This is a genomic window from Paractinoplanes maris (genome assembly GCF_023544465.1).
GTDB classification, from domain to species: domain Bacteria; phylum Actinomycetota; class Actinomycetes; order Mycobacteriales; family Micromonosporaceae; genus Actinoplanes; species Actinoplanes maris.
In genome coordinates, this window is sequence record NZ_JALPVL010000001.1 from 100368 (window position 1) to 120385 (window position 20018).

19 protein-coding genes are annotated in these 20018 nt (G+C 71.3%); 2 read left to right on the forward strand and 17 right to left on the reverse strand.

Features of this window, described 5'->3' with window-relative positions; all coding sequences use genetic code 11:
• Positions 1 to 9 precede the first annotated feature (9 nt).
• The 15 genes from NAG42_RS00470 to rimP form a co-directional block, all read right to left on the reverse strand.
• Positions 10 to 903 (reverse strand): phosphatase PAP2 family protein, encoded by an 894-nt coding sequence (locus tag NAG42_RS00470; RefSeq protein WP_250028295.1) that lies wholly within the window; start codon positions 901 to 903, stop codon positions 10 to 12.
• A gap of 86 nt (positions 904 to 989) precedes the next feature.
• Entirely contained in the window at positions 990 to 2324 is a 1335-nt protein-coding gene (locus NAG42_RS00475; RefSeq protein ID WP_250027209.1) for a M16 family metallopeptidase, read from the reverse strand.
• 6 nt (positions 2325 to 2330) lie between these two features.
• A complete protein-coding gene (locus tag NAG42_RS00480; protein WP_250027210.1) occupies positions 2331 to 4667 on the reverse strand; it encodes a polyribonucleotide nucleotidyltransferase in 2337 nt (778 codons plus the stop codon).
• A 198-nt stretch (positions 4668 to 4865) separates the two neighbouring features.
• Entirely contained in the window at positions 4866 to 5135 is a 270-nt protein-coding gene (rpsO, locus tag NAG42_RS00485; protein ID WP_221378653.1) for a 30S ribosomal protein S15, read from the reverse strand.
• A gap of 115 nt (positions 5136 to 5250) precedes the next feature.
• Entirely contained in the window at positions 5251 to 6183 is a 933-nt protein-coding gene (locus tag NAG42_RS00490; RefSeq protein ID WP_250027211.1) for a bifunctional riboflavin kinase/FAD synthetase, read from the reverse strand.
• An 83-nt stretch (positions 6184 to 6266) separates the two neighbouring features.
• A complete protein-coding gene (truB, locus tag NAG42_RS00495; protein WP_308201091.1) occupies positions 6267 to 7148 on the reverse strand; it encodes a tRNA pseudouridine(55) synthase TruB in 882 nt (293 codons plus the stop codon).
• Positions 7149 to 7182: 34 nt separating this feature from the next.
• On the reverse strand, positions 7183 to 8502 hold the full coding sequence (locus NAG42_RS00500; RefSeq protein WP_250027212.1) for an MATE family efflux transporter: 1320 nt from the start codon (positions 8500 to 8502) through the stop codon (positions 7183 to 7185).
• A 473-nt stretch (positions 8503 to 8975) separates the two neighbouring features.
• Entirely contained in the window at positions 8976 to 9971 is a 996-nt protein-coding gene (locus NAG42_RS00505; RefSeq protein WP_250028297.1) for a DHH family phosphoesterase, read from the reverse strand.
• An 86-nt stretch (positions 9972 to 10057) separates the two neighbouring features.
• Positions 10058 to 10534: a 30S ribosome-binding factor RbfA gene (gene rbfA, locus NAG42_RS00510; RefSeq protein WP_250027213.1), complete on the reverse strand. Its 477-nt coding sequence runs from the start codon at positions 10532 to 10534 to the stop codon at positions 10058 to 10060.
• A gap of 94 nt (positions 10535 to 10628) precedes the next feature.
• Positions 10629 to 10922 carry a DUF503 domain-containing protein gene (locus NAG42_RS00515; RefSeq protein ID WP_250027214.1) on the reverse strand — a complete coding sequence of 98 codons (294 nt, stop codon included), beginning with the start codon at positions 10920 to 10922 and terminating at the stop codon, positions 10629 to 10631.
• 55 nt (positions 10923 to 10977) lie between these two features.
• Positions 10978 to 12000, reverse strand: coding sequence for a TRM11 family SAM-dependent methyltransferase (locus tag NAG42_RS00520; protein WP_250027215.1), 1023 nt, complete (start codon positions 11998 to 12000; stop codon positions 10978 to 10980).
• 69 nt (positions 12001 to 12069) lie between these two features.
• A complete protein-coding gene (infB, locus tag NAG42_RS00525) occupies positions 12070 to 15126 on the reverse strand; it encodes a translation initiation factor IF-2 (protein WP_250027216.1) in 3057 nt (1018 codons plus the stop codon).
• Positions 15127 to 15218: 92 nt separating this feature from the next.
• Positions 15219 to 15632, reverse strand: coding sequence for a YlxR family protein (locus NAG42_RS00530; RefSeq protein ID WP_438872332.1), 414 nt, complete (start codon positions 15630 to 15632; stop codon positions 15219 to 15221).
• Positions 15610 to 16638 carry a transcription termination factor NusA gene (gene nusA / locus NAG42_RS00535; RefSeq protein WP_250027217.1) on the reverse strand — a complete coding sequence of 343 codons (1029 nt, stop codon included), beginning with the start codon at positions 16636 to 16638 and terminating at the stop codon, positions 15610 to 15612. The genes NAG42_RS00530 and nusA overlap by 23 nt, the downstream gene beginning before the upstream one ends.
• Positions 16635 to 17267, reverse strand: coding sequence for a ribosome maturation factor RimP (gene rimP, locus NAG42_RS00540; RefSeq protein ID WP_250027218.1), 633 nt, complete (start codon positions 17265 to 17267; stop codon positions 16635 to 16637). The genes nusA and rimP overlap by 4 nt, the downstream gene beginning before the upstream one ends.
• 178 nt (positions 17268 to 17445) lie before the next feature.
• Here rimP and NAG42_RS00545 point away from each other — a divergent pair, with 178 nt between their 5' ends.
• Together NAG42_RS00545 and NAG42_RS00550 are read left to right on the forward strand one after the other, a co-directional pair.
• Complete coding sequence (locus NAG42_RS00545; protein ID WP_250027219.1) at positions 17446 to 17922, forward strand: hypothetical protein; 477 nt, start codon at positions 17446 to 17448, stop codon at positions 17920 to 17922.
• Positions 17919 to 18341 carry a ferritin-like domain-containing protein gene (locus tag NAG42_RS00550; RefSeq protein ID WP_250027220.1) on the forward strand — a complete coding sequence of 141 codons (423 nt, stop codon included), beginning with the start codon at positions 17919 to 17921 and terminating at the stop codon, positions 18339 to 18341. The genes NAG42_RS00545 and NAG42_RS00550 overlap by 4 nt, the downstream gene beginning before the upstream one ends.
• 52 nt (positions 18342 to 18393) lie before the next feature.
• On the opposite strand, the gene NAG42_RS00555 is transcribed toward NAG42_RS00550, so the two are convergent.
• Together NAG42_RS00555 and map are read right to left on the reverse strand one after the other, a co-directional pair.
• Positions 18394 to 19083: a VIT1/CCC1 transporter family protein gene (locus NAG42_RS00555; protein WP_250027221.1), complete on the reverse strand. Its 690-nt coding sequence runs from the start codon at positions 19081 to 19083 to the stop codon at positions 18394 to 18396.
• The gene (map, locus tag NAG42_RS00560) at positions 19080 to 19937 is read right to left on the reverse strand and encodes a type I methionyl aminopeptidase (protein ID WP_250027222.1); all 858 of its coding nucleotides are present in this window, start codon (positions 19935 to 19937) and stop codon (positions 19080 to 19082) included. The genes NAG42_RS00555 and map overlap by 4 nt, the downstream gene beginning before the upstream one ends.
• Between the last annotated feature and the right edge of the window lie 81 nt (positions 19938 to 20018).

Genomic DNA, 20018 nt, shown 5'->3' on the forward strand with positions numbered 1-20018 from the left:
ACGGACAATTTAGTCCGCCGGGACGGTCGGCCTCCGCCGGGCCCACCAGCGTTCGGCGAACGCCACCGCCGCGAACACCGCGCCGACATAGAGCCAGCCCACGAACACGTCGATCACGTAGTGCTCGCCCGTGTAGACCAGGGTGAAGGTCATGGCCAGCGGATAGGCCAGCAGCAGCGGCCACCAGCGCTTGCGGACCATCGGCAGGAAGAAGGCGACGGCCATCATCGCGTACGCGGTGTGCAGGGACGGCATGGCGGCCACCGGGTTGGACTGGTGCACCTGCAGGGCGTTCAGGGTGTTGCCCGCGCCGTGCAGGCCGATCACGTCGAGGCCGCGCGACGAGAACCGCTCGACGTGGTCGGGCAGGTAGCCGTACTGGGAGGCCCACCACGGCGGCGCCGCCGGGTAGAGGAAATACGTGATCAGGCCGGCCATGCTCAGCGTGATCCAGCGGCGGATGAACCGGTAGGACACGGCGCGGTTGCGGACCCACAGCACCACGGCCACCGTCGGCACGGTGAGGAAGTGCGAGATGTACACCAGCGTGGTGACCACCTCCCACCAGGGGACGTGCTTGGCGTCGTACAGGTGCTCCTGCAGCCAGACCGTGGGCACCTTGCCGTCGGTGAGCCAGCCGAACATGGCCTCGTCGGCGTCGATCAGCGGGAGGACGTGCGGATCGAAGAGCCGGTCGGCGGCCCCGCGGGAGATGTTGTAGAACACCAGCACCAGCACGACCGGACCCCAGTCGCGCAGGAACAGCAGGTGCTCGCGCCAGGGCAGATAGTTGCGCCAGGCGATCGTGGCCAGCCACAGCCAGCCGAAGGCGGTGACCGGGTCACTGGTCGGCACACCGACGAGCCACACGAAGACCGCGAAGGCCGCCGCCCACACCGTCATGCCGATGATCCGGCGCTTGCGCTGCTCCGGCGTCACGGCGGGGGTGGGCGGCGGTGAGGTCTCCAGCGTCGTCACGGGGTCCAAGGTTAGCGGTGCGTGCCGAACGCGTTCTCGTCGAAGGGTCCCACCACGGCGAGCGACATCGGCTGCGAGAAGAGCTGGGCCGCCGCCTCGTTCACCTCGTCGGGGGTGACCTCGTCGACCCGCCTCAGCAACTCGTCGACCGACATGAGATCGCCGTAGAGCAACTCCGACTTGGCCAGGCGGCTCATCCGCGACCCGGTGTCCTCGAGTCCGAGCACGTACGAGCCCTTGACCATGCCCTTGCCCCGAGCGATCTCCTCGGCGCTGACGCCCTTGACCGCCACCCGCTCGAGCTCGGTCCGGACCAGGTCGAGGACCTCCTCCACCTTGCCGGGGGCGCAGCCCGCATAGACACCGAACAGGCCGGCGTCGGCGTACTGGCTGGCGTAGGAGTAGACCGAGTAGGCCAGCCCTCGCTTCTCGCGGATCTCCTGGAACAGGCGGCTGGACATGCCGCCGCCGAGCACGTTGTTGAGCACGCCCAGCGCGAACCGGCGCTCGTCGCCGCGGCTGATGCCGACGCCGCCGAGCACCAGGTGCCCCTGCTCGGTGTCGCGGTTGCGCACCACCGTGTGCGGCTTCTGGGTGGGCACCCGCTTGGAACCGGTCCGGGGCGCGGCCGGCTCGGCCGGTCCGGAGTCGAGCGCGGTGCCGGCCAGGGCCTTGCGTACGAGACGGACGACCTGGGCGTGGTCGAGGTTGCCGGCCGCCGCCACCACGATGTGCGGGGCCGTGTAGCGCCGCCGATAGAAACCGTGGATCTGGTTGCGGGTCATCGGGGTGATCGATTCCTCGGTGCCCGAGATCAGCCGGCCCAGCGGGTGGGTGCCGAAGATGGCCTCGGTGAAGATGTCGTGCACCTCGTCACCGGGCTCGTCCTCGTGCATGGCGATCTCTTCGAGGATCACGCCGCGCTCGGTCTCGACGTCGGACGGCTCCATGATCGAGTCGGCCACCGCGTCGCACAGCACGTCGACCGCGAGCGGCAGGTCCGCGTCCAGCACCCGCGCGTAGTAGCAGGTGTATTCCTTCGTGGTGAAGGCGTTGGTCTCGCCGCCCACCGCCTCGATCTCGGCCGAGATCTGCAGCGCGGTGCGCTTGTGCGTGCCCTTGAAGAGCAGGTGCTCGAGGAAGTGCGAGGCGCCGGACATGCCGGGCGTCTCGTCCCGCGAGCCGATGCCCACCCATACGCCGACCGAGGCGCTGCGGGTGGTCGGGATCGACTCGGTGACAATGCGCAGCCCGTTGGGCAGGGTCGTGCGCTTGGCACCGTCCGAGAGGGTCCTGGTAGTAGCGCGGGCCGGCTTTCCGGCCGGCCCGCGCGAACTCGTTGTCACAGCTCTTTAGTCGCGACGCTCGCCGCGGCCCTCGCCACCGGAACGACGGCGGCGGCGGGGCTCGCCACCACCCTCACCACGGGGCTCACGCGGCGGACGGCCACCCTCGGACGAGCCGTCGGCGGCGGGCGCGGCCGCAGCCGCAGCCGGAGCTTCCTCGCCCTCGGGCCGGACCTTGTCGAGGTAGATCTTGCCGCGGGCGTCGATGTCCGCGATGGACACCTCGACCTTGTCACCGACGTTGAGGAAGTCCTCGACCTTCTCGACCCGCTTGCCGTCGCCCACCTTGGAGATGTGCAGCAGGCCGTCGCGGCCGGGCAGCAGCGAGATGAAGGCGCCGAACGCCGCCGTCTTCACCACGGTGCCGAGGAACTTGTCGCCCATCTTGGGCAGCGTCGGGTTGGCGATCGCGTTGATCCGCTCGACCGCGGCCTCGGCCGACGGGCCGTTGGTCGCGCCGACGTAGATCGTGCCGTCGTCCTCGATGGAGATGTCGGCGCCGGTCTCGTCCTGGATCGCGTTGATCGTCTGGCCCTTGGGGCCGATCACCATGCCGATCTTGTCGACCGGGATCTTGACGGAGGTGACGCGAGGCGCGTACTCCGACATCTCGGCGGGCGAGCTGATCGCCGCCTCCATCACGGTGAGGATCGTCGCGCGGGCGTCGTGCGCCTGCTGCAGGGCCCCGGCCAGCACGTCGGACGGGATGCCGTCGAGCTTGGTGTCGAGCTGCAGCGCGGTGACGAACTCGCTGGTGCCGGCGACCTTGAAGTCCATGTCACCGAACGCGTCCTCGGCGCCCAGGATGTCGGTCAGGGCGACGTACTGCGTCTTGCCGTCGACCTCGTCCGAGATCAGGCCCATCGCGATGCCGGCGACCGGCGCCTTCAGCGGCACACCGGCGCTCAGCAGCGACAGGGTCGAGGCGCAGACCGAGCCCATCGACGTCGAGCCGTTGGAGCCCAGCGCCTCGGAGACCTCACGGATCGCGTACGGGAACTCCTCGCGCGTCGGCAGGACGGGCACCAGGGCCCGCTCGGCCAGCGCGCCGTGACCGATCTCGCGGCGCTTCGGCGAGCCGACCCGGCCGGTCTCACCGGTCGAGTACGGCGGGAAGTTGTAGTTGTGCATGTAGCGCTTCGACTTCTCGGGCGCCAGGGTGTCGAGCGACTGCTCCATGCGCAGCATGTTCAGCGTGGTGACGCCCAGGATCTGGGTCTCGCCCCGCTCGAACAGAGCCGAGCCGTGCACGCGCGGCAGCACGCCGACCTGAGCGGTCAGCGGGCGGATGTCCCGCGGGCCACGGCCGTCGATGCGGACCTGGTCGCGCAGCACGCGCTGCCGGACCTCGCTCTTGGTGACCGAGCGGAAGGCGGCGCTGATCTCCTTCTCGCGGCCCTCGAAGCGCTCGTCGAGAAGCTCGTGCGCCTTGGCCTTGACCAGGTCGAGAGCCTCTTCGCGCTCCTGCTTGGCAGCGATCTTGAGAGCCTCGGCGGTCTCCTCGCGGACGGCCTCGGTCACGGCCGAGTAGACGTCGTCCTGGTACTCCAGGAAGACCGGGAACTCGACGGCCGGCTTGGAGGCGACCTCGGCCAGCTCGCTCTGCGCGCGGCAGAGCTCGCGGATGGCCGGCTTGGCGGCCTCGAGGCCGCTGGCCACGATCTCCTCGGTCGGCGCGGCGGCGCCGGCCGCGATCAGCTTGATCGCGTGCGGGGTGGCCTCGGCCTCGACCATCATGATCGCGACGTCGCCGTCGGCCAGGGTGCGACCGGCGACCACCATGTCGAAGGTGGCCCGCTCGAGCTCCTCCAGCGTCGGGAAGGCGACCCACTGGCCGTCGATGTGCGCGACGCGGGTCGAGCCGATCGGACCGCTGAACGGCAGGCCGGACAGCTTGGTCGACAGCGACGCGCCGTTCATGGCGACCACGTCGTAGGGGTGGGCCGGGTCGAGCGCGAGGACGGTCTCGACGACCTGGACCTCGTTGCGCAGGCCCTTGGTGAACGACGGGCGCAGCGGCCGGTCGATCAGGCGGCAGGTGAGGATGGCGTCCTCGCTGGGACGGCCCTCACGGCGGAAGAACGAGCCGGGGATGCGGCCCGCGGCGTACATCCGCTCCTCGACGTCGACGGTGAGCGGGAAGAAGTCGAAGTGCTCCTTCGGCTGCTTGCTGGCCGTGGTCGCGGAGAGGACGACAGTGTCGCCCAGCTGGACGATGACCGAACCGGCGGCCTGCTTGGCGAGGCGGCCGGTGGAGAACGTGATCTCGCGAGTGCCGAAGGTGCCGTTGTCGATGACGGCGGTGCGGGACTCGGTGCCGAGAGCGGTGTTCTGCTCTGTCATGTGGTGCGGTACTCCTTCGTCGAGGACCCGGCGGTCTGCACAGCGCGGTTTGTTTCGCAGCTGCCGGTCTTCGATCGAAGTACCCAGGAATCAGCTGCCTGGGAACCACTACCGAGGACCGGTGGCTTACTGCGTGCCGCGCGGGTCCGTGGGTGAAACATGTGGAGGGAGTGACCCGTGGCCACTCCCTCCGTCAAGTCAGCGGCGCAGGCCGAGACGCTCGATCAGCGTCCGGTAGCGCGCGATGTCCTTCTTCTGAACGTAGTTGAGCAGGCGGCGGCGACGGCCGACCAGCAGCAGCAGACCACGACGGCTGTGGTGGTCGTGCTTGTGCACCTTCAGGTGCTCGGTGAGGTCGGCGATCCGCTTGGTCAGCATCGCGACCTGCACCTCGGGCGATCCGGTGTCGCCGTCCTGCGCCTTGTACTCGTCGATGATCTTGGTCTTGGTCTCTTGATCGAGCGCCATGTTCTCCGTGATTCTGTGTTGCCGAGGAATCGGTATCCCCGCGGCCCGCGGCGTCGGGCAGGCAGGCGGGACCGGTCGTCGGATAATCCGACGTCGCGTCAAGGCTACCAGCACGTCAACGAAGCAGCGCGCGGGTCTCTTCCACGTCCTCACCGATCTGGGCGATCAGCGGCTCGAGGGCGTCGTAGGTCCGCTGCTCGCGCAGGTGGGCCACGAAGTCGAGGCTCACCCGCTCGCCGTAGAGATCCCCTTCGAAGTCCAGCACGTAGGCCTCGACGCGGCGTTCCCGACCGGAGAAGGTGGGGTTGGTGCCGATCGAGACGCTCGCGGGCAGGCGTGCGGCATGCTCGCCGCCCCGGATCAGCCAGGCCGCATAGACACCGTCGGCCGGCACCGCGGCGTAGCGGTGAACCATGAGATTGGCCGTGGGAAACCCGATCTCGCGGCCGCGCTGGTCCCCCCGGACCACCACACCCCCGAGCCGATGCGGTCGCCCGAGCGCGGCCGCCGCGGCACGCACGTCCCCCGCGTCGACACAACTGCGGATGTACGTCGAGGAGAAGACCAGCCCGTCCTCGGACACCAGCGGCGCCTCCTCGACGGTGAACCCGAACGACACCCCGAGCCGCTCCAGCAGCGTGACGTCACCCGCGGCGCGATGCCCGAAGCGGAAGTTGTCCCCCACCACGACGGCGGCCGCGTGCAATGCCTCGACCAGCACGTCGTGCGCGAAGGCCTCGGGGCTGAGCTGCGAGAACGCCGGCGTGAAGGGCACCACGCAGAGCGCGTCGACACCGAGCTGCTCGATCAGCTCGGCCTTGCGCACCGGCTCGGTCAGCACCGCCGGGTGCGATCCGGGGCGCACGACCTCGGCCGGATGCGGGTCGAACGTCACCACCACCGACTGAAGTCCCAGGTCACGGGCGCGCTTCACGGCATGGCCGATGATCGCCTGGTGGCCGCGGTGCACCCCGTCGAAGACCCCGATCGTGACGACCGACCGCCCCCACCCACCCGGAACAGCCTCAAACCCTCGCCACCGCTGCATGTCCAGCCCTCCCGGCCTCAGCCAACGGCCCCAGAGTATCGACGGTGCCGCGCGGTCCGGTTTCCAGCCAGGGGTCAGGCCGCTCAAGCAGGCGCCAGGACGATCTCGGCCCGCGCCTTTCCGTCGCGCTCGGCCACGATGGCGAGGACCTCGCCCGACGGCGAGAACACCGCATAGGGCCCCGGGATGCCGACCGGCGCCAGCGGACCGCCATGGCTCAGAACCCGAGCCTCCTCGGCGGTGGCCTCGCGCTCCGGGAAGGCCTGCCGGGCGGCCTCGGCCATCGGCAGGCCCACCACGTCGGGCGCCACCTCTTCGAGCTGCTCCAGCGTGCGGGCCGAGGCCAGGGTCAGGCCACCCACCGCGGTCCGCCGCAGCGCCGTCAAGTGACCGCCGACCTGCAGCACGGTCCCCAGGTCGCGGGCGATGGCCCGGATGTAGGTGCCCGACGTGCAGGTCACGTCGATGTCGATGTCGACCGACGACGCCGTCCGCCGGATGTCGAGCACGTCGAGGCGGGAGATCGTGACCCGGCGGGCCGGGATCTGGACGTCCTCACCCTCGCGCACCCGCTTGTAGGCGCGCTCACCATTGATCTTGATGGCACTGACGGCGCTCGGCACCTGGTCGATCTCGCCGCGCTGCCGGGCCAGGCCGTCGTGGATCGCCTCGTCGGTCACGGCGTCGACCGGGGCCGTCGCGGTGACCTCACCCTCGGCGTCGTCGGTGATCGTGGACTGGCCGAGGCGAATGGTCGCGGTATAGCTCTTCTCCGAGCCGATCACATACGTCAGCAGCCGGGTCGCCCGGTTGACCCCGATGATCAGCACGCCGGTGGCCATCGGGTCGAGCGTGCCGCCGTGACCGACGCGCCGCGTCCTGGCCAGGCGGCGGATGCGGGCCACCACGTCGTGCGAGGTCATCCCCGCCGGCTTGTCCACCACGATCAGTCCGTCCGCGCTCACCGGACCACCTTAGAAGCCTGCCGGGCCCGGCCCGTCAGCGCGTCACCCCGACCACGGCCCACCGGCCCGAACGCCAGCGCCACACGGTCGTGGCGAAACGGATCAGGATCAGCAGGGCCAGCCCGGCCCAGATGCCCCCGAGGCCGAGGTCGAAGAAGTACGCGATCCAGATGGCCGGAAGGAAGCCGAGCACGGCCGCGGCCAGCGTGATGTCGCGCAGGAAACGCACGTCCCCGGCACCGATCAGCACGCCGTCGAGCGCGTAGACCACCCCGGCGAACGGCAGCAGCCCGATGAACCAGGGCCAGATGAGCGCGGCCTGGTCGTGCACCCCGGCGTCCGGCGTGAACCACCCCGCGATGTGCCCGCTGCCCGCCGCGACCAGCACGGCGAAGGCGATGCCGGCCACGCCCCCGGCGACGGTCACCTTCCGCGCCACGGCCCGCGCCTCGGCCGTGCTGCCAGCGCCGAGCGCCGCCCCGACCAGTGACTGGGCGGCGATCGCGACCGCGTCGAGGGCCAGCGCGCTGAAGAACCAGAGTTGCAGCGCGATCTGGTGGGCGCCGACCGATTCGACACCGAAGCGGCTGGCCACCGCGGTGGCCGACAGGAAGCAGGCCTGGAACGCGGCCCCGCGGATCAGCAGGTCCCGCCCGAGGCGCACCTGCTGACCGATGACCTGGAGGCTGGGGCGCAGGTGCCTCGTCTCGCGGATCAGGGCGTACAGGAAGAAGCCGCCGGAGACGCTCTGCGCGACCACGTTGGCGACGGCCGAGCCGGCGAGCCCCCAGCCGGCCGGATAGACGAGCACCGGGCAGAGGATCGCGGAGAGCACATTGGCGCCGAGCACGAAGATCAGCGGACGCCGGGTGTCCTGCACCCCGCGCATCCAGCCATTGCCGGCCGCGGCCAGCAGCAGGCCGGGAGCGCCGAGAGCGGCGATTCTCAGCCAGCCGGCGGCGGCTTCCGCCGTCGCCGGGTCGCCGGAGAGGGCCTGGGCCAGCGGGCCGGCGAAGGGCTGGGCGAGCAGAGCGAGGAGTACGCCCCCGGCGAGCGCGAGCCAGGAGGCCTGCACCCCCTCGGCGACGGCGGCGGCCCGATCACCCGCTCCGAAGCGCCGGGCAGCGCGGCCGGTGGTGCCGTACGCCATGAGCGTGCCCAGCCAGGCGGCCACCGACATGGTCGTGCCACCGACCGCGACGGCCGCGAGCGGAATCGACCCGAGATGCCCGACCACGGCCGTGTCGACCAGCACGTAGAGCGGCTCGGCGGCCAGCACGACCAGCGCCGGCAGCGCGAGTTGCGCGATCCGCTTGGCCGAAACGGCGGGCTGCGGCTGGGCAGGCGGGTTCATGACTGCTCATGATGCCCGCCCGGCCGTAAGGACTGCAATGCTGACGGGGACTTACTGACGCGTGTCCATCGAGGTCTGCAGTGCGCGGCGGGCCTGCTCGCGGGCTTCGTCGGTGTTCTGGGGCTTCGGCTTCGCGGCCATGATCGTGGTCCTTCCACGGTGGGTGCGGACGCGGCACGACGACACGCGTCCTCGGAGTGGTCGAGCGGGCGTCACGTGGGCCGGCCCGGGATCGCCGGGCGCTTGGCGCGGGTGACGCGACCCGAGTGGGTGAACCCGGGTGGCTCGAGGCTTCGCGGCGGGCGGTGGTCACGGCCGCGCAAAACCAAATCACCGTTCAGGTACCAAAACTATCGTTCAGTTCCGCCGAATGGAGCGCGCTTCCCACCAAGCGGGACACGAACCATTTCCCGACAGCACAAAAACGCCCGTCCCGGCCGAGGAGGCCGAGACGGGCGACACGGTGCGAGCGGTCAGGCGGCGTAGGCCTCCAGCAGCGGGCGAATCTGGGCGATGACGTCCTCGGGGGTGCCGTGACCGGTGAAACCGGCGGCCAGCCGGTGGCCGCCACCGCCCAGGGCCGCAGCGACCGCGCTGACGTTCACGCCGCCCTTGGAGCGCAGCGAGACCGCCCACTCGCCCGGCGTCAGCTCCTTGACCACCACCGCCACGTCGGCCTCGGCCACGCCCCGGACCGGGTCGATCAGCGCGTCGAGCACGTAGGGGCGCTGGCCGTGGCGTTCCAGATCGGCGGTCGTGGCCCAAGTCCAGACCAGGCCCCGGCCACCGGCCGCCGACGGGTCCAGGGTCGCCCGGCCCAGCACCTCGCCGGCCAGCTTCATCGCACCGAAGGGCCGGGTGTCGAACGTCCGGCGGGCGATCTCGGCCGGGCTGATGCCGGTGGCGATCAGGCGGGCGGCGAGCTCGTGGACCGACGGCGAGCGCACGAACTTGAACGAACCGGTGTCGGTGGTCAGCGCGACGTAGAGGCACTCCGCGATCTCGGCGTCGAGCGGGACGCCCAGCCGGCTCAGCAGCCCCTCAGCCACCACCGAGGTCGCGGCGGCGGTCGGGTCGACCAGGCTGACCGTGCCGAACCCGGTGAACGACGCGTGGTGATCGAGCGCGACCACGCAGGCGTCGCCGTCGAGCCGGTCGGCCAGCCCGCCCAGCCGCGACTCGGCGGCCACATCGAAGATCAGGATCAACGGCGGGTCGGCCCACGCCTGCGCCTCGGGCACCAGCAGCTCGGAGCCGGGCAGCTGACGATAGGGCTCGGGCACGTCGAACTCGCCGGGGAAGGTCGCCCGCAGCCGGGTGAAGCCCAGCCGGCGCAGGCCGAGGGCGAAGCCGAGCATGCTGCCGAGCGCGTCCCCGTCCGGGTTGACGTGGCAGATCAGCTGCACCTCGTCGTCGGGGCCGACACCGCGGACGGCCGCCACCGCGGCCGCCCAGTCGGCCTCCGCGATCGCCGGGGAATCCGCGGCCGACCGGGGCTCAGGAGCACGCGGGGCGCGGCCCGGCTCGACGCCGGACCGCGTCACTGAACCGGAGGTCACCCCTGATCCTCGCGAGCGCCGACGCGCTCGGAGGTGGTGGTGTCGTCCTCGTCCTCGTCGTCCTCGACCTTGTAGGGGTCGGGATCGCCCGCATACTGCTTGCCGGCCGCCAGGGCCTGGACCTCCTGGTCGCGCAGCCGGGCCGCAGCCAGCAGGTCCTCCATCTCCTTGGCGTGATCCTGCACGTTGTCCTGCGTGAAGGCGAGGCTCGGCGAGTGCCGCAGGCCGAGGGCGTGACCGACCCGGGTGCGCAGCATGCCCTTGGCGCTCTCGAGCGCGGCCTTGGTGGCCGCCTGCTCGGTGGGGTCGCCGAGCACGGTGTAGAACACCGTGGCCTCGCGCAGGTCACCGGTGATCCGCGCGTCCGTGATGGTCACCATGCCGAGCCGGGGATCCTTGATCTCACGTACCAGCGATGCCACCAGTTCCCGTACGCGTTCCGCATGCCGACGCGTCTTGGCCGGGTCCGACATATCGCCCACCTCCGACTGTGCTCCGCGGGTCTGAACAACCCCCGCCCAACTGGTGAAGCGTACCCACGTGTCCGCGGGGCCGAACGTGCGAGTGTCAGTCGTCGTCACCGTGCAGCCGGCGCTTCACCGACAGCAACTCGATCTCGGGACGGCCGGCCACCTGGTTCTCACAGGTGTCGATGACCGCGCGGGCCTGGGCCGGCTCGGCGGCCACCGCCGCAACCCCGATCTGGGCTCGTCCGTGCAGGTCGTGGAAGCCCACCTCGGCCACGCTGACGTCGAATTTCTTCAGCATCGCGACGATCGGGCGGACATAGGAACGCTTCTGCTTCAGCGACTGGGAGTCACCGGGAAGAAGCAGGTCGAAAACTGCGGTCTCCGTATACATCAGCGAGAAGGTTACTGCCGGGGTACGACAATCCGCGCTCCGATTTCCGGGCGCCTCAGGTGAGGCGGGCGATCAGGACGTCCCGCTCGATGCCCTGGTCGACCCGGTGGCTCAGAGGCAGCTGAGGCACCAGCTCGAGCCCGTTGGCCAGCAGGATGTCCTCGGCCAGCTCGCGCCGCGCGACCTTGGTGTTCCACGACAGCCCGATCGCCGCGCCGTCGCGCAGCAGGGGCAGCCACTGCGGCACCGCTCGCTCCAGCAGGTCGAGCGGCCGCCGTGAGATGCCCCCGTTGTCGTCGTACGAGCCATGGGCCACCCCGTAGGGCAGGTCGGCGACCAGCACGTCGGCCACCCCACCGCGCAGCAGCCCGTCGAGCTGGGTGGTGTCGGCCTGCAGCACCACCAGTTTCTGCACCGCACCCGCCTTGTGGTCGTCCTTGCTGGCCGCGAGCGTCACCTCGAGGCGCCGCGCGGCCCGCTTGCCCTGCCGGCGCACCGGGACGAGCTCGGCCGTGTGCTTGAGCCGCTTGCGCTTGAGCCAGGTCTGGAGGAAGAGCTTGTAGGCCTCCACGTCCTTGCCGTCGATCTCGATGCCGACGGCGTCGTAGCCGTACATCAGCGCCTGGTTCAGCGTGGTGCCGCGGCCGGCCAGGGGGTCGAGGACGGTGAGGTGACCGTCCAGCATCCGCCCGGCCGAGCCGGAGGCCAGCAGCGTGAGGTTGAGCACGAGCTTGGTGAACTGCTCGTTCGTCTTCCCGGCGTATTTCGGGATGGTGATCAGGTCGCTGTCGTAACGGGCCAGCGGCGACAGCGTGAGGGGCCGCAGGAGCTCACCGTCGAGGCGTTCGAAGAGCGCATAGGCCGAGGACAGGTTCGACAGGTACGCGATGTCGCGCTCACTCAGCGAGCCGTCGAACACGAGGTACTCGACACCGCCCAACGTCGTGACACCGATGTCGTCCAGGCCGGACGAGAGCACCGGCCCGAAGGCGGCCAGCTCGGCCGTGGCGAGGCGAGCGGCCTGGTCGGCATAGACGCGGTTGGCGGAGGGCGCGAGCAATAAGGCGTACCGGGACATGGCAGCCATTGGACAGCAAGGCCCCCGGCACCGAAGCGCCGGGGGCCTTGACTGACTAGCTGACTGACCTTACGCGCGCGGCTTCTCCCGCATCTCGAAGGTCTCGATCACGTCGCCGACCTGCGGGCTGCCGAAACCGCTCATGGTCACACCACACTCGAAGCCCTCGCGGACCTCGGTGGCGTCGTCCTTGAAGCGGCGCAGCGAGCTGATCGTGACGTTGTCGGCCACCACGGAGCCCTCCCGCAGGATGCGGGCCTTGGCGTTGCGGCGGAGCAGGCCGGTACGGACCAGACAGCCGGCGATGAGGCCGATCTTGGACGAGCGGAAGACCTCGCGGATCTCCGCGGTGCCCAGCTCGACCTCCTCGTACTCCGGCTTGAGCAGACCCTTGAGCGCGGCCTCGATCTCCTCGATGGCCTGGTAGATCACGCTGTAGTAGCGGATCTCCACGTTCGCCCGGTCGGCCATCTCCTTGACCTTGTTGGAGGCCCGGACATTGAAGCCGATGATCGTGGCGGTGGCCTCCGAGGAAGCCGACGCCAGGTTCACGTCGCTCTCGGTGATCGCACCGACGCCGCGGTGGATGACCTTGAGCTGGATCTCGTCCGGGATCTCGAGCTTGAACAGCGCGTCCTCGAGGGCCTCGACCGAACCGGACGAGTCGCCCTTGATGACCAGGGTGAGCGAGGTCTTCTCGCCCTCCTTGAGCTGCTCCATGAGCGTCTCGAGAGTCGCCTTGCTCCGCGAGTTGGCGAAGCTCGCCGCGCGGCGGCGGGCCTGCCGCTGCTCGGCGATCTGGCGGACCGTGCGGTCGTCCTCGCCGGCGAGGAACGTGTCGCCCGCCCCCGGCACCGAGGTGAGACCCAGGACCAGCACCGGACGAGCCGGGAAGGCCTCGGTCACCGCGTTGCCGTTCTCGTCGAGCATGGCGCGGACGCGGCCGTGCGCGCCACCCGCCACGATCGAGTCGCCGGCCCGCAGCGTGCCCTTCTGGACCAGCACGGTGGAGACCGCACCACGGCCCTTGTCGAGGTGCGACTCGACCACAGCACCCTGCGCCGGCCCGTCGATCGGAGCGGTGAGCTCCAGCGACGCGTCGGCGGTCAGCAGGACCGCCTCGAGCAGCTCGTCGATGCCGATGCCGGGCTTGGCCGCGACGTTGACGAACATCGTGTCGCCGCCGTACTCCTCAGCGAGCAGGCCGTAGTCGGTCAGCTGCTGACGCACCTTGTCCGGGTTGGCGTCCGGCTTGTCGACCTTGTTGACCGCGACCACGATCGGCACCTCGGCCGCCTTGGCGTGGTTCAACGCCTCGACCGTCTGCGGCATGACGCCGTCGTCGGCCGCGACCACGAGGATGACGATGTCGGTGACCTGGGCGCCACGGGCACGCATGGCGGTGAACGCCTCGTGACCCGGGGTGTCCAGGAACGTGATCGCCCGGTCCTCGCCGTTGTGCTCGTAGTGCACCTGGTAGGCGCCGATGTGCTGGGTGATGCCACCCGCCTCGCCGGCGACCACGTTGGTCTTGCGGATCGCGTCGAGCAGCTTCGTCTTACCGTGGTCGACGTGACCCATGACGGTCACGACGGGCGGACGGGTGACCAGACGGTCCTCGTCCACCGCGGCGTCGAGGTCGATGTTGAACTGCGCGAGCAGCTCACGGTCCTCGTCCTCGGGGCTGACGATGCTCACCGTGAAGCCCAGGTGCTCACCGAGCAGCAGCAACGTGTCGTCGGAGCACGACTGCGTGGCCGTCACCATCTCGCCCAGGTTGAACATCTCCTGGACCAGCGAGCCGGGGTTCGCGTTGATCTTGTCGGCGAAGTCGGAGAGCGACGCGCCGCGGGAGAGCCGGATCTCCTGACCCTGACCACGCGGGGCGCCCGAGCTCATCTGCGGAGCCGACAGGTTGTCGAACTCCTGACGCCGCTGCTTCTTCGACTTGCGACCGCGGGTCGGCCGGCCACCGGGACGCCCGAAGGCACCCGCGGCACCGCCGCCACGACCGCGACCGCCACCACCGGGACGACCCGGAGCACCACCGGCCGGAGCACCGCCACCGGGGCGGAAACCGCCACCGGCACCGGCACCGCCGCCGCCACCGGGGCCGCCACGGTAGCCACCGCCACCGCCGCCACCACCGGGACCGCCACGGTAGCCACCGCCACCGCCGCCGCCACCAGCGCCGCCGGGACGGAAACCGCCACCGCCGCCACCGGGACCGCCACGACCGCCGCCGGGACCACCGGGACGACCGGCGCCACCGCCGGGACCGCCACGGCCGGGACCGGCCGGGCGCTGCGCCGGCATGGACGCGGGGCTGGGCCGCGGCGGCATGGACGCCGGGCTCGGCCGCGGCGGCATGCCGGGCTGGTTGGGCCGGGGCATCGCGCCGGGCGTGGGACGAGTCCCACCGCCGGACACCCCGAACGGGTTGTTACCGGGACCGCGCTGCGGCGGACGCGGAGCGCCACCACCGGGTCCGGGACGCGCCCCACCCGGAGCACCGGGAGTCGCGGGACGAGCCGCGGGCGAACCCGGGCGCGGCGGAACCGAGCCGGGGCCCGGGGTGCGCGGACGCGAGCCACTGTCGGCCGGCGGCTGCTGGGCGCGACGCTCGGCGTCGCGGGTGCGGGCGGCCTGTGCGGCCTTGACCGCGGCCTCCTGCTCGGCCTTGAGGGCCGAGGCACGGGCCTCGGCCGCCGCGACCTCGATGTCGTGGGCGCTCGCCGGCTTGGCGACCGGACCGGGCCTGGGACCCGGCCGGGCGGCCGACGGCTTGGGACTGGCGAAGGGACCGGGTGTCGGCGCCGGGGACGTGGGGGCGCTGGGCGCACCCTCGGCCGGGGCGGCGGTGGGCCGACGGGGCGGCTGGGGCCGCATGCTCGGCGGGGCCGGGCGAGCGGAGGCGGGCGCGGATGCGGGGGCAGCCGCCGCGGCGGGAGCCGCCGGAGCGGAACCTGCCTCGAGGGCACCACGCAACCGCCGGGCCACCGGGGCCTCGACCGTGCTGGATGCGGACTTGACGAACTCGCCCATCTCCTTGAGCTTGGCGAGAACGGTCTTGCTGTCGACCCCGAGCTCCTTCGCGAGCTCGTGTACGCGGGCCTTTCCTGGCACTGCACTCCTCACTTCGAGGTCGTGCGAGCGCACCCGCAACGACCTCACTCGTGCACTAGAAGCCTGTTCATTTCAGGGACTTCATCGTGTGCTCATCTTGGTCGTCCTACCTTGCTGGGTCGTGATGCGGCCACCATGGCCACATCATCGGTCGTTCCGTGAGGCATGGCCCCACGGATGTGCTCGGCCAGCAATCCGGTGTCAGCAACACCGGTGAGTCGCAGCGCTCGCCCGAAGGCTCGACGCCGCTCCGCCAGCGCGAAGCAAGCCGGATCAGGGTGCAGATGCGCTCCCCGGCCCGGCAGTCGGCGGCCCGGATCGGGCTGGAGCCGGAGGTCAACCCCGGAACCGGCCACGACGAACCGAACCAACTCGGTGGCCGGCGCCCGCTTGCGGCAACCGACACACGTCCGCATGAAAAGACCGCGCGTCAGGCCGACCACTGGAAAGTCTACCCCTCGTGCGTCCGGAACGCGTATCCGGTCAGCTTCCGGCCTCGGCCGCATCGCGGTCACCCGAGGTCGGAGGGCTCGCCGGCTCGTTGTCGGGGCGGATGTCGATGCGCCAGCCGGTGAGCCGGGCGGCCAGCCGGGCGTTCTGCCCCTCGCGGCCGATCGCCAGCGAGAGCTGGAAATCGGGCACCGTGACCCGGGCGGTGCGGGTGGCCGCGTCGACCACCTCGACCCGCAGGGCCTTGGCCGGGGAGAGCGCGTTGCCGACGAACTGGGCCGGGTCCTCCGACCAGTCGATGATGTCGATCTTCTCACCGTGCAGCTCGCTCATCACGGCCCGGACGCGCTGACCCATCGGGCCGATGCAGGCGCCCTTGGCGTTGACCCCGGGCACCTTGGAGTGCACCGCGATCTTGGTGCGGTGTCCGGCCTCCCGGGCGATGGCGGCGATCTCGACGGTGCCGTCGGCGATCTCCGGCACCTCGAGCGCGAACATCTTCTTGACCAGGGCCGGGTGTGACCTGGACAGGGTCACCTGGGGACCGCGGAAACCCTTGGCCACGTGCACCACGATCGCCCGCAGCCGGGTGCCGTGCTGGTAGGGGGCCTCGCCGGGCACCTGCTCGGACTGCGGGAGCACGGCCTCGATCTTGCCCAGGTCGACCAGCACGATGCCCTTCTCGGCCCGCGCCGCGTCGGCCTGCACGATGCCGGTGACCAGGTCGCCGTCGCGTCCGGCGTACTCGCCGAAGTGCTGCTCGTCGGTGGCCTCACGCAGCCGCTGGAGGATCACCTGCTTGGCGGTCATGGCGGCGATGCGGCCGAAGTCGTGGGGGGTGTCGTCCCACTCCCGGTCCACCGTGCCGTCGGCGTCGAGCTCCTGCGCCAGCACCGACGCGACACCGGTCTTGCGGTCGATCTCGACCCGGGCGTGGCTCTGCGCGCCCTCGGTGTGCCGGTAGGCGGTCAGCAGCGCCGTCTCGATGGCCGCCAGAATGGTCTCGAACGGGATCTCCCGCTCGCGCTCCAGGGCGCGCAGCGCCGCGAGGTCGATGTTCATTCCTCGCCCTCCCCTTCGTCTTCGTCGTCTTCTTCGTCGTCGCCGAAATCGGCTTCGTCCAGCCGCTTGAACTCGATCTGCACCTTGCCGGCGCCGAGCTCGTCGAACCGCAGCTCGCGGGGCTTGCCGTCCACGTCGAGCACGATGCCCTCGTCGTCGGCGGAGGTGATCCGGCCGGTCAGCCCGTTCACCGCGACCAGCCGGCCGCGGTTGCGCCGCCAGTGGCGGGGCAGGGTGAGCGGCCGGTCGATGCCGGGCGAGCCCACCTCGAGCTGATACTCGCCGGCCAGCACCTCGGCCCCGCCCTCCTCGGCCGCGTCGAGCGCGCCCGAGATCTCGCGGGAGACGACGGCCACGTCGTCCAGGCTGATGCCACCATCGGTGTCGACCAGCACGCGCACCAGGTGGCGGCGGCCGGCCCGGGAGACGGTCACGTCCTCCAGGTCGTAACCGGCCGCGGCGACGACCGGCTCGATCACCGTGCGCACCCGGGCCCGGGCCGCGGTCAGATCGATCCGCGGGGCCGCGGGGGCGCGGGATTCCTGGGCATCGCCCGGCTCGGCCGCTTGCCCACGGCGCCCACCGGGGCGCTGTCCAGGCCGGGCGCCGGCGCGACCACGCTGCGTCATCGGTGCTCGACCTTCCTGCAGAAATCGGACAAACGACTTTATGCCGCCGGGCCGGATCGGCCCCGCGGCTGAGACAGAGCGTAACGCGCCCCGGTGAGGGCGGGTCCGGCGCCGCACCGATTCGGCGCCATCCGCAGCTCACAGCCGGTAGCTCATGGTGTTGACTGGCGCGGTGCGGATGAGTGGGACGCGACACAGCCGGAGGCGGGTGCTCGGCACCGTCGCCGGCCTCGGTGCCGCCGGCCTGGCGGGCTGCGGGCTCTTCGACGACGATCCTGAGCCGCCCCGGGTGCCCGACCCGTTGCAGCCGCTGCTCGACGAGGCGATCGCGCTGGCCGCGTCCTACGATCGGGCGATCGTGACCCAGCCCGGCCTGGCCGCCCGGCTCGCTCCGCTGGCCGACGACCACCGCGCCCACGCCACCGAGCTGGCCCGCCTGATCGGCCAGGCGCTGCCGTCGACCGGGCCCGCGAGCGCCCCGGCCGCGAGCGCCCCGGCCGAGGCGGCGGCTCAGACAGTGGCCACCCTGCGCGCGGCGGAGCAGGCGGCGCAGAAGTCGGCGGTCACCGCGTGCAAGGCCGCGCCGCCCGAGCGGGCGGCCCTGGTGGGCTCCATCGCCGCCTGCCGGGCCACCCACGCGGAGGCGCTGAGGTGATCCCGCAGCTGGGCGCGGCACTGGCCGCCGAGGAGGCCGCCATTTACGCGTACGGGGTGATCGGGGTGCACCTCAACAGCCGGGGCGACGAGACCGAGGCGCGCACCGCCGAGCAGGCCCACCGCGGCCGCCGCGACTACCTGGTGGCCCGCCTGTCCCAGCTGAAGGCCAGCTCCGCGCCGTCGCCCGCGGGTTACGAGCTGCCCTTCCCGGTGACCGACCGGGCCACCGCCCTCAAGCTGGCGATCCGGATCGAGGACGGCGTGGCCCAGTCCTGGCGGCCGGTCCTCACCGTGACCACCGGTAACGACCGCGGCACGGCCCTGGCCGCGATGACCGGGGCCGCCGTGCGCGCCACCCGCTGGCGGCGCCTGGCCGAGGTGACCCCGGTGACGCTCGCCTTCCCGGGACGTCCCTGACACCGAGCAGGTCGGGGGAGCCGGCCCTCAGGTGGGGCGGGCCGGTCACGCGTCAGACCCCGATCAGCACGCCAATCCCGTACGTGGCCACCGCGGCCAGCGCACCCAGCGCCAGCTGACGCAGCCCGCCGAGCCACCACGGCCGGGCTGTGAAGCGCCCGATCAGGGCGCCGGCCACGAAGAGGCCGAACCCGCCGACTCCGAGAGCGAGCCCCAGGCTGTCGAAGCCGAGCAGATAGGTGAGCAGCGGGATCAGCGCGCCGAGAGCGAAGCACACGAACGACGAGCCCGCCGCCGTCCACGGGCTGGGCAGCTCGTCCGGCACCACGCCCAGTTCCTCCTGGGCGTGCACCCGGAGCGCCTGGTCGGGGTGCACCTTGAGGATGTCGGCGACCTGGCGGGCCAGCGACTCGGGCAGCCCGCGGGCGACCCACCGCTCGACCTGCTCGTCGGCCTCGCCCTCCGGGTTCTGGGTGAGCTCGCGCAACTCCTTGGCCAGCTCGGCCTCGACCTGCTCGTTCTGGGTCCGCACGCTGGTGTACTCGCCGATGCCCATCGAGATCGCGCCGGCCACCAGACCCGCCACCCCGGTCAGCACCAGGACGTGCCGCCCGGCTCCGCCACCGCCGACGCCGGCGATCAGTGCGATGTTCGTCACCAGGCCGTCCATCGCGCCGAAGGTGGCCGCCCGCAGCCACCCGCCGGAGACGTCGGCGTGGTGGTGCTCGCGCACCGGTGTCACGGGAGGGTCAGGATCTCGTAGCCGTCGTCGGTGACCACCAGGGTGTGCTCGAACTGGGCCGTCCACCGGCGGTCCTTGGTGACCACCGTCCAGCCGTCGCCCCACACCTCGTACTCGTAGGTACCCAGCGTGATCATCGGCTCGATGGTGAAGGTCATGCCGGTTTCCATCACCGCGTCGAGGCGCGGGTTGTCGTAGTGCGGGATGTAGAGCCCGGAATGGAACGTCTCACCGATGCCGTGACCGGTGAAGTCGCGGACCACGCCGTAGCCGAACCGGCGGGCGTACGACTCGATGACCCGCCCGATCACGTTGATCGGCCGGCCCGGCGCGACGGCCTTGATACCCCGCATCATCGCCTCATGGGTGCGCTCGACCAGCAGTCGCGCCTCGTCACTGGGCTCGCCCACCAGGAAGGTGGCGTCGGTGTCGCCGTGCACCCCGTCGAGATACGCCGTGACGTCGACGTTGATGATGTCGCCGTCCTCGAGCACCGTCGAGTCGGGGATGCCGTGGCAGATGACCTCGTTGAGCGAGGTGCAGCACGACTTGGGGAAGCCCTTGTAGCCCAGGGTCGACGGGTAGGCGCCGTGGTCGCAGAGGAACTCGTGCACCACCGCGTCGATCTCGTCGGTAGTCACGCCGGGCTTGCAATGCTCCCCGGCGAGCTGGGTGGCCTGCGCGGCCAGCCGCCCCGCGACCCGCATCTTGTCGATGGTCTCGGCAGTCTGCACATGCGACCCGCGCCACTCTTTCGGGCGCTTCTTGCCGACATACTCCGGCCGGACGATCGGCGCCGGGACCGCCCGCCAGGGCGACTGCTTTCCCGGCGCCAGCGGGGCGCGAACGGTCATGGCTGAACCTCCTGGGGCATGCCCTCCTGGCCCTCGCCTGCGAGGCCGTAGGTGTGCGCGGCCGTGTGCCGCTCGGTGCAG